Source organism: Kineococcus arenarius subsp. arenarius, from assembly GCF_050871845.1.
Taxonomy (GTDB): domain Bacteria; phylum Actinomycetota; class Actinomycetes; order Actinomycetales; family Kineococcaceae; genus Kineococcus.
In genome coordinates this window covers 1-9,196 of sequence record NZ_JBJLSE010000128.1, presented here as the reverse complement: position 1 = coordinate 9,196, position 9,196 = coordinate 1, and the positions used below count along the sequence as shown (strand labels likewise).

The window sequence follows — 9,196 nt, the reverse complement described above, 5'->3', positions numbered from 1 at the left end:
GGTGACCTCCCCCGGGGGGAGGTCACCGGCCGCAGCCGGTTCCCCGTACAGGAAGCCCTGCGCGTGCACCGCGCCGAGCTCGCGCAGCACCTCCGCCTGGGCGGGGCGCTCCACGCCCTCCACCACGACGCCCAGACCCAGGTCGCGCCCCAGGGTCAGCAGCGCGCGCAGGAACTGCTGGGCGCGCGGGCACACGTCCACGTCGGCGGTGAAACCCCGGTCGATCTTCACCGTGTCCAGGGGGATGGAGCGCAGGTGCAGCAGGGAGGAGTAGCCCGTCCCGAAGTCGTCCAGGGCCAGCGCGAAACCCTCCTCGTGCAGGCGCCCGGTGACGTCCTGGGCCGCCGGCAGGTCCCGCAGCAGGGCGTCCTCGGTGATCTCCAGCACGAGCTGCCCGGGGCGCAGCCCGTGCCGCCGCACGTGCTCGCCCACCGTGGCCGGGAACGCGGGGTCCGTCAGCAGCTCCGGCGGCACGTTCACCCCCACCCGCAGGTCGCCGCGCCCCGCGCGCGACCACCGCGCCAGCTGCTCGCACGCCTGCTCCAGCACGGTGCCGGTCAGCGCCGGCAGCAGGTTGCTGCGCGCGGCCAGCGGCACGAACACCTCCGGGCCGACCTGCTCGCCGCCGTGCTCCCAGCGCGCCAGGCACTCCACGCCGGTGACCCGCCCGGTCGCCAGCTCCACGATCGGCTGGAACACCGTGCCCACCTCGCCGCGCGCCAGCGCCCGGCGCAGCGGGTCGCGCAGGTGCACGTCGCGCGCCTGCGGCAGCCGCATGCTCGGCCGGTACAGCGACGTGCGCCCCTTGCCGGCGCGCTTGGCCGCGTCCAGCGCCACGTCGGCGTGCGCGAGCACCGCCGTCGGTGCGGGGGAGTCGTCCTCCGCGGCGACCTCCGCGACGCCCACGCTCACCCCGACCCCCACCTGCCGCCCGGCCAGGGTGAAGTGGTCGGCCATCGCCGCCACCGCCCGCTCCGCCAGCGCCAGCAGGTGCGGGTGCGCCGGGCCGCGGTCCCCGCGCTCCACCAGCACCGCGAACTGGTCGCTGCCCAGGCGGGCCAGCGTGTCCCCGGCGCCGACGACGCCGCGCAGCCGCTCCGCCACCCGGGTCAGCAGCTCGTCGCCGCCGGCGTGGCCGAGGGCGTCGTTGACGGCGCGGAAGTCGTCGATGTCGATGCTCAGCACCGCCAGCGGCCGCCGGTCGCGCCGGTGCAGCTCCAGCGCGTGGGTGAGGCGGTCCAGGAACATCGCCCGGTTCGCCAGCCCCGTCAGGTCGTCGTGCAGGGCCCGCCAGCGCAGCGCCGCCTCGCGGGCGTCGGCCTGCGCGCGCAGGCGCTCGGCGGCCAGCACCTGGCCCAGCAGCGTCGCCAGCAGCTCCAGCACCGGCTCGTGCCGGTGCAGCTCCGCCGGCTGGGCCCGCGGGTCCAGCCCGCACAGGGTGCCGAACAGGCGCCCGTCGCCCCCGCGGATCGGCACGCCCACGTACGCGCCGACGGGCAGCTCGCGCGCCACCCCCGCCGCCGCGTACCGGGGCACCGCCATCGCGTCCGGGGCGATGCGCGGGGCGTCCCCGACGGCCATGTGCCGGCAGAAGGACTCCGACCAGTCGTGCGAGTCGCCGGGCTGCTTGCCGTACGCCGCGTCGCGCACGTGCAGGTACAGCTGGCGGCCGTCCACCCGCGAGGTGATCGCCCAGAAGCCGAGCGGGACGTGCTGCTCCAGGAAGTCCAGGACCCGCGAGCAGGCCTCGTCGAAGGTCAGCAGGTCGGCCGGCACGGGGGAGCCCGCGGCCGGCGCCTCCGGCTCGACCACACCCACCACCTCCCCCGGTGAGCCCGGGACGCCCGCGTCCCCGGCGACGGTCAGCGTGGCACGGGACCGTCGCCCCGGCACGGCGAGCGGCGCCCGCGCCCGGCGACCCACGCCTGCACCCGGCGCCGCCGCCTGCCACGATGGGCCCATGAGCGCTACCAGGGCCGTCGAGGCCACGAAGAGGGAAGGCGGCCCCGTCCGGCGGCACGCCCAGATCACCGGTGCGGTCCTGATGGTCCTGGGGATCCTGGGGCTCATCCCGGGCATCACGACGAACTACGACCAGATGGGCTTCTTCCGCAGCGGCGCCGAGCTGTTCGGCGTGTTCACCGTCTGCGTCCTCACCTCGGTGGGCCTGTTCCTCTTCGGCGTCACCGTGCTGGCGTTCTCCGGCTCGGTGCGCCAGGCGCACAAGAACGTCATCCTGCACGCCCTGGCGCTCATCGCCATGGGCATCACCGGTGCCGGCCTGGTCGTGAACTCCCCGCACCCCCTGCTGCCCACCGACGTCGAGAGCAACTGGCTCTACCTGGCGCTGGGCGTCATCTTCCTCGTCGGGGGCAACCGGGCGCGGGCCAAGGAGATCAAGGAGAACGGCGTCTTCTGAGCTGTCTGAGCCGCGGCACCGGGGTCCGGGCTGAGCCCGAGACCCCGGCCCGCCCCGGCCGCGACCGTGAGTGGTGACGCCGGAGGAGACACGCGATTCACCTCTGCTGCCCGTGCTCCCCGGAACCCTGCTGCAACACGTCCGTGAGGGCGGCGGTCAGCTCCGCAGGGTCGGGCAGGCCGGCGCGCTGCTCAGGGGTGAGGGTCTCGTAGGTGGCCACCGCCACGGGTGAGGCGGCACTGGCCAGGGCGTAGCGCACCACCGCTTCGTCGCGTCCCGTGCACAGCAGGATCCCGACGGTGGGGGCGTGAAGGCTCGTGTCGCGGACCGTGTCGTCGACGACGGCGACGTACGTGCCCAGCTGGCCCAGGAAGCCGGGCTCGAAGCGGCCGATCTTGAGCTCGACGACGACGAAGTGCAGCTGGGTCAGGTGGAAGAGGAGCAGGTCGAGGACCATGACCTCGTCACCGACGTCGAAGCGGACCTGCCGGCCGACGAAGGCCATGCCGTGCCCGAAGGCGGTCAAGGTCTGCTGCAGGCGGTCCATCAACGCCTGTTCCAGCGCCTTCTGGGACATCCGCTCGGTCAGGGACAGGTGGTCGAAGACGTACGGGTCGCGGGTCAGCTGTTGCGCCAGCTCGGAGTCGGAGGCCGGTAGCTGGGCGGCGAAGTTGGAGGGAGCCGCGCCGGAGCGGGCGTGCAGACGGCTCATCACCTGGTGCTCGAGGACGTTGCGGGACCAGCCGTGCTCGACGGCCTCGGCGGCGTACCAGTGGCGCAGGGCGGGCTCGTCGAGGCGGTCCAGCAAGACGGTCAGGTGGCCCCAGGGCAATCGTGCAACGGCCTGTTGCACGAAGTCGGCCTCCTCGGGCCAGACGGCGGCCAGGGCGCGCATGTACTGCAGGTTGCGGCGGGAGAAGCCGCGCTGGTCGGGGAAGGTGGCGCGCAGGTCCTCCGCGAGGAGGGTGATCACCTTCGCGCCCCAACCTGCGGCCTGCTGGCGGTCGAGGATGTCGCGGCCGATCGACCAGTACAGCCGCAACAGCTCGGTGTTGGCCGCCCGCGCGGCCCGCACCCGGGACGTGCGCACCCGGTCCTTCAGCTGCTCCAGCAGTTCGCCGTACCCCTCCGGTGGGGCGTCGCGGCTCGGGGCGGCCGTCGGTTCGAAGTCGCGTGCGGGCACGAGCCGCATCCTGCCGCCCGGTCCCGACAGCACCGGCGGCTCGCCGCTCACAGCAGCCGGCGCGCCGCCGCCCACCGCGTCAGCTCGTGCCGGTTGGACAGCTGCAGCTTGCGCAGCACCGCCGACACGTGCGTCTCCACCGTCTTCACCGAGATGAACAGCTCCCGGGCGACCTCCTTGTACGCGTAGCCGCGGGCGATCAGGCGCATCACCTCCCGCTCCCGCGCCGAGAGGCGGTCCAGCTCGTCGTCGGCGGCGGCGACCTCCCCGGCGACCGCCCCGAACGCGTCGAGCACGAAACCCGCCAGGCGCGGGGAGAACACCGCGTCGCCGTCGGCGACCCGCCGCACCGCCGCGGCCAGCTCCTCCCCGCTGATGGACTTCGTGACGTACCCGCGCGCGCCGCGGCGGATGACGGCGATGACGTCGTCGGCGGCGTCGGACACGCTCAGCGCGAGGAACCGCACGGGGCGCTCGCCGCCGAGCAGGTCCGCGCAGTCCGCCAGCACCCGCACCCCGCCGGAACCGGCCCCGGGGGCGGGGGGCTCCCCGGCGGCTGCGGGCAGGTGCACGTCCAGCAGCACCACGTCGGGCAGCTCCCGCCGCACCGCCGCCACCGCCGCGGCGGCGTCACCGGCCTCGCCGACGACCTCCACGTCCGCCGCGGCGGCCAGTTCCGCGCGCACGCCGCTGCGCACCATCCGGTGGTCGTCGACCACCACCACCCGCACCGTCACGACGCAGCACCCTCCGCCGCCGGCGCGGGCAGCCGCAGCGCCACCTCGGTGCCGCCGTCGGCGGGGCGGCGCACCGCCGCGCTGCCGCCGGCGCGCGCCATGCGGCCCAGGATCGACTCGCGCACCCCGAGGCGGTCCTGCGGCACCGCGTCCAGGTCGAAACCCGGGCCGCGGTCGCGCACGAACACCTCGAAGGACCGCTGCGCACCCGAGCCCAGGGCCTCCGCGTACAGGGACACGGTGCCGCCCGCGTGCCGGCCGGCGTTCAGCAGCGCCTCCCGCGCGGCCTGCGCCAGCGCGCTCGTGCCGCGCTCCAGCACCAGGGCGTCCAGGTCCCCCACCAGCACCACCTCCACCGTCGCCCCCGAGGCGTCCTCCACCTCCGCCGCCGCCGCCCGCAGCGCGGCGCCCAGGGTGCCGGCCGCGGTGCCGTGGTCGCCGTACAGCCAGCGGCGCAGGTCGCGCTCCTGCGCGCGCGCCAGCCGCGCCACCTCCACCCCGTCGGTGCTGCGGCGCTGGATCAGCGCCAGGGTCTGCAGCACCGAGTCGTGCACGTGCGCGGCCAGCTCGGCGCGCTCCTGCTCGCGGGCCAGCGCGGCGCGCTCGGCGCCCAGGTCCCGCCACAGCCGCACCGCCCACGGCGCCAGCACCACCGCCACGCCCGCCAGGACCGCCACCGCGCCCAGCACCGACCCGCCCAGCGCGGCCGCGTCCCCGCCCAGCGCCAGGAACAGCACCACGCCCAGCAGCACCAGGGAGGTGCCGGCCGCCACCCGCAGCGCAGCGCCGCGCCCACCGCCGGCACCGGACACCCAGCGGGCCCGGCGGGTGGCGTCCAGCTGGCTCCAGGCCAGCACCACGCCCGCACCCACCACCAGCACCGGCAGCACCACCCGCGAGGAGGCGTCCACCCCGCCCAGCCGCAGCGCCGCCAGGGCACCGGCCAGCACCAGTGCCCCGCCCACCAGCGCGTCCCGGTGGGCGAGCACCCATGCCGACGGGTCGGCGCGGCGCCCGCCGGAGCCGGCGTCGCGCTCGTCGGGCACCAGGAACCAGTAGACGACGTACAGGGCCAGGCCCGCCCCGGCCAGCACGGCCAGCGCGGCGAACGCCACCCGGACCCGGCCCGCCGGCACGTCCAGGTGCGCCGCCAGGCCCGCGGCGACCCCGCCGGCGCGGCGCCCGGCGACCGGCCGCACCAGCTGCGGGCGTGCTCGCGCCGGTGCCGGGGAGGGCCGGGCGGGCCCCGCTGCGCTCGTGCTCACGAGCGCGATCGTGGCACGCCCGGCAGGGCCCGGGGATCCTCCCGGAGACGGTTCAGGGTCCTCTCAGGGTCGAACCGGGGGTCATCCCCCTGGTCGCCGGCACCCCGCCCCCGCCACCGTGGAGCCATGACGAACACCGAGATCCCCAGCCCCTCCGCCGACGCCCCCCACGACGCCGCGGACGGCCCGCGGCGCCCGGCCCCGGACCGCTTCTTCGACGCGGTCCGCCGCACCGACGCGACCCGCACCCCGGACCGGTGGATCGCCGGCGTGTGCGCCGGCCTCGCCCACCGGCTCGGCGTGAACCCCGCCGTCGTGCGGGCCCTGGCGGTGCTCCTCGTCCTCCTCGGCGGCGTCGGGCTGCTGCTGTACGGGCTGGCGTGGGCGCTGCTGCCGGACGCCACCGGCCGCATCGAGGCGCAGGCCGCGCACCGCGGCGACGTGTCCGGATCCTTCGTCGCCGCCGTCGCCCTCGTGGTGGTCGACCTGCTCGGCGGCGCCGGCATCGGCTTCCCCTGGGGCTGGTGGTGAGCACCCCCCACCCCGGCGGCCCGCCCCCCGCCGACCCTCCCGCCGACGGCGGCAAGCTGGCCCGCGCCACCGCCGTCGTGCGCTCTTGGGGGGTCGTGCGCGGCGAGGACCGCTGGTTCGCCGGCGTGTGCGGGGGCCTGGCCACCCGCACCGGCCTGGACCCCGTGCTGGTGCGGGGCCTGCTCATCGCCCTCGTCCTCGTCGGCGGTCTCGGACTGGCCCTGTACGGGCTCGCCTGGGCCGTGCTGCCCGACGCGCGCGGGCGCGTGGAGCTGGAGGCCGCGGCCCGCGGCGACGTCTCCGGCGCCCTCGCCCTCGCCGCCGGCCTCGTGCTCCTCGACCTCGCCGTGGGGCGGGGCGTCGTCGGCCTCGCCGGCGTGACGCTGGGACCGCTCGGGGGCAGCACCGGCTGGGGGTTCTTCGTCACCGGCCTCGTCGCCGCACTGCTGTGGTGGCTGTTCCGCGACCGGATCGCCGCCGCGTGCGCCCGGCACCCCGAGCGGCCGGACGCGCCCGCCGCCTCGTCGCCGGCCCCGGGCGCTCCCACCGTGTCGCTGCGCAAGGGACCGGTGCCACCCGCCGCCGGCCCGACCGGCCCGGCCGACGACCTCGCCGGCTTCACCACCGACCTCACCGCGGACCTCACCGCCGGACCCGCCGCCGGCTTCGGCTCCACCGTCGAGCGCCGCGCCGCCGCCCGCGAGCAGGCCCGCGCCGAGGCCCGGCGCGCCCGCGCCCGGCGCCGCCCCGGCTCCCCGCTGCTGACCACCCTCACCCTCGGCGCCGCGATGCTCGCCGCCGGCGCGGTGGTGCTGGCCGACCTGCTGCTGGCGCTGCCGGCCCCCGCCCACGTGCTGGCCCCCGCGGCGGCGCTCGCGGTCGTCGGCGCGGGCGCCGTGGCCGCCGGTCTCGCCGGGCGGCGCACCGCGCTCGTCGGGTTCGGCTGGCCGCTGGCCGTGCTGACCGTGCTCGCCGGCACGCTGCCGCCCTCCGGCGGGTGGCACTGGGACGTGGACGGCACCTGGGCGCCGACGGCGGCGTCGGTGCGCGAGCAGGACGCCGTGAGCTCCGCCGTCGGGCGGTTGCGCGTGGACCCCTCGGGCCTGGACGCCGGCGAGGTGCCGGGACCGGTCACCGCCACCCTGGCCGCCGGGCGGCTGGAGGTCGTCGCCCCCGCCGGGACGACGGTGCTCGTGGACGCCCGCTCCCTGGCCGGCAGCCTGCGCTGGGACGCCGCCTCCGGGGACGTGGTGCCCGTGGCCTCCGGGGACCGGGCGCTCGTGGCCACCGGCGCCAGCGGCGACGGCGGGGGCGTGGAGGGCGGGCTGGACACCCGGCGGGTCCTGGCCGCCGGTCCCGACGCCGCGCGCGTGGCCGCCGCCACCGAGGTCGACGGCGAGGACGCCGCGGACTGGACCGTGCCCGGCGGCGTCACCGTCGTGCGGGCCGTCGTGTGGGCGGGGGACGTCCGCGTGGGCGCGGCCGGCTCCGCCGTGCTGGAGGGGGAGTGATGGGCGGCTGCGCGGGAGGGCCGCGGCGGGAGCCGGAGCAGCAGGAGGGCCCGGCGACGACCGTGGACGTGGGCGCCGTGGTGTGGGGTTTCGCGTTCCTCGCCGTGGCCGCCGCGATCGGGGTGCGGGCCGTCACCGGCGTGAGCTGGGCGTGGGGGTGGAACGTGGCCGGCGTGCTGCTGCTGGGCGGGCTGGCCACCGTGGTCACCGCCCTGACCGCGGCGGGACGGGCCCGTTCGCGCCGTCCTCGGTAACGTCGTCCCCGTGACGCACCACGACGCGGGGCACGGGGCGGGACGACACGCGCGGCACGACGCGGGCCACGGGGTCCGGGTCGAACCGGAGTGGGGCCGCACGGGCGGCGGCGAGCCCGTCGCCCGCTGGGTCCTGGACGACGGGACCGTGCGCGTCGGGCTGGTCGAGCACGGCGCGCGCATCCAGTCGGTCCTGGCCCCGGACCGCGACGGCGCCCGGGCCGACGTCGCCCTCGGCTTCGGCGCGCTGGAGCCCTACGAGGCGAAGGGGCGTTCCTTCGGGGCGACGATCGGCCGCTTCGCGAACCGCATCGCCGGTGGCACGTTCACCCTCGACGGGCGCACGTCCTCCATCCCGGTGACCGACCGCGGCAACGCCATCCACGGCGGTTCGCACCCGTACTCCGAGCGGCTGTGGACGGCCCACGAGGTGCCCGGCGCGTGCGGGGTCCGCTTCTCCCTGCTGAGCCCGGACGGGGACGAGGGGTTCCCCGGTGCGCTGAGCGTGCACGTGCAGTACGTCCTGGCCGGCGGGGTGCTCGTGGTGGAGACGTCCGCGACGACGGACGCGCCGACGGTGCTCAACCTCACCAACCACGCGTACTGGAACCTGGCCGGTGAGGGCAGCGGCACGGTCGAGGCGCACCTGCTGCAGGTGGACGCGGCGGCGTTCCTGCCGGTGGACCCCACCGGGGTGCCGACGGGTGAGCGCCGGCCGGTGGCCGGCACCCCGTTCGACTTCACCGAGCCGGTGCCGGTGGGGTACCGGCTGCGCGACGGCGAGCAGGCCGGAGACGAGCAGCTGCAGCGCGGCTCGGGTTTCGACCACTGCTTCGTGCTGGCCGACGTGCCCGGCGGGGAACGCGAACCCTCCCGGGCGGCGCGCGTGGAGGAGCCGGTGTCGGGGCGGACGCTGGAGGTGTGGACGGACCAGCCCGGTCTGCAGGTGTTCAGCGGCGGGACCCTCGCCGGGACCCTCACCGGCAAGGCCGGCGCGGTGTACGGCCCCCGCACCGGCCTGGCCCTGGAGGCGCAGGCCTTCCCCGACGCCCCGAACCACCCGGGGTTCCCGAGCACCGTGCTGCGCGAGGGCGACGAGTTCCGCTCCGTCACCGAGTTCCGCTTCGGCGTCTCCTGACCCCCACCCCCATCCCTGCCCCAACCCCGCCCCAACCCCCGCGGGGGGGGGGGGGGGGGGGGGGGGGGGGGGGGGGGGGGGGGGGGGGGGGGGGGGGGGGGGGGGGGGGGGGGGGGGGGGGGGGGGGGGGGGGGGGGGGGGGGGGGGGGGGGGGGGGG

The 9,196-nt window shown here is 77.5% G+C and carries 9 protein-coding genes; 5 read left to right on the top strand and 4 right to left on the bottom strand.

Going from position 1 to position 9,196, the window contains the following annotated elements; genetic code table 11:
* Window positions 1–1,812: bifunctional diguanylate cyclase/phosphodiesterase (locus ACRYM0_RS19330; RefSeq protein WP_432507475.1), on the bottom strand; the 1,812-nt coding region annotated here is incomplete at its 3' end.
* Between the two features lie 148 nt (window positions 1,813–1,960).
* On the opposite strand from ACRYM0_RS19330, the gene ACRYM0_RS19325 reads away from it, so the two are divergent.
* A complete protein-coding gene (locus ACRYM0_RS19325) occupies window positions 1,961–2,419 on the top strand; it encodes a DUF4383 domain-containing protein (RefSeq protein ID WP_432507474.1) in 459 nt (152 codons plus the stop codon).
* Window positions 2,420–2,516: 97 nt separating this feature from the next.
* Here the strand turns inward: ACRYM0_RS19325 and ACRYM0_RS19320 are convergent, their stop codons facing one another.
* From ACRYM0_RS19320 to ACRYM0_RS19310, 3 genes are read right to left on the bottom strand one after another with little or no spacing between them, the layout of a single operon-like run.
* Window positions 2,517–3,602, bottom strand: a complete 1,086-nt coding sequence (locus ACRYM0_RS19320; protein ID WP_432507473.1) for a PDDEXK nuclease domain-containing protein — start codon at window positions 3,600–3,602, stop codon at window positions 2,517–2,519.
* Window positions 3,603–3,649: 47 nt separating this feature from the next.
* On the bottom strand, window positions 3,650–4,303 hold the full coding sequence (locus tag ACRYM0_RS19315) for a LuxR C-terminal-related transcriptional regulator (protein ID WP_432507476.1): 654 nt from the start codon (window positions 4,301–4,303) through the stop codon (window positions 3,650–3,652).
* A gap of 32 nt (window positions 4,304–4,335) precedes the next feature.
* Entirely contained in the window at window positions 4,336–5,604 is a 1,269-nt protein-coding gene (locus ACRYM0_RS19310) for a sensor histidine kinase (RefSeq protein ID WP_432507472.1), read from the bottom strand.
* 126 nt (window positions 5,605–5,730) lie between these two features.
* Between ACRYM0_RS19310 and ACRYM0_RS19305 the strand changes: the two genes are divergently transcribed.
* The 4 genes from ACRYM0_RS19305 to ACRYM0_RS19290 are packed head-to-tail and all read left to right on the top strand — an operon-like array spanning window position 5,731 to window position 9,038.
* On the top strand, window positions 5,731–6,135 hold the full coding sequence (locus ACRYM0_RS19305) for a PspC domain-containing protein (protein WP_432507471.1): 405 nt from the start codon (window positions 5,731–5,733) through the stop codon (window positions 6,133–6,135).
* Entirely contained in the window at window positions 6,129–7,646 is a 1,518-nt protein-coding gene (locus ACRYM0_RS19300) for a PspC domain-containing protein (RefSeq protein ID WP_432507469.1), read from the top strand. The genes ACRYM0_RS19305 and ACRYM0_RS19300 overlap by 7 nt, the downstream gene beginning before the upstream one ends.
* Entirely contained in the window at window positions 7,643–7,900 is a 258-nt protein-coding gene (locus ACRYM0_RS19295; protein WP_432507468.1) for a hypothetical protein, read from the top strand. The genes ACRYM0_RS19300 and ACRYM0_RS19295 overlap by 4 nt, the downstream gene beginning before the upstream one ends.
* Window positions 7,901–7,910: 10 nt before the next feature.
* Window positions 7,911–9,038, top strand: coding sequence for an aldose epimerase family protein (locus ACRYM0_RS19290; protein WP_432507467.1), 1,128 nt, complete (start codon window positions 7,911–7,913; stop codon window positions 9,036–9,038).
* Window positions 9,039–9,196 lie beyond the last annotated feature (158 nt).

Bases quoted from the DNA above. Each gene is read 5' to 3' on its own strand.
- ACRYM0_RS19325 (WP_432507474.1), top strand. From the start codon at position 1,961: ATGAGCGCTACCAGGGCCGTCGAGGCCACGAAGAGGGAAGGCGGCCCC.
- ACRYM0_RS19315 (WP_432507476.1), bottom strand. From the start codon at position 4,303: ATGGTGCGCAGCGGCGTGCGCGCGGAACTGGCCGCCGCGGCGGACGTG.
- ACRYM0_RS19305 (WP_432507471.1), top strand. From the start codon at position 5,731: ATGACGAACACCGAGATCCCCAGCCCCTCCGCCGACGCCCCCCACGAC.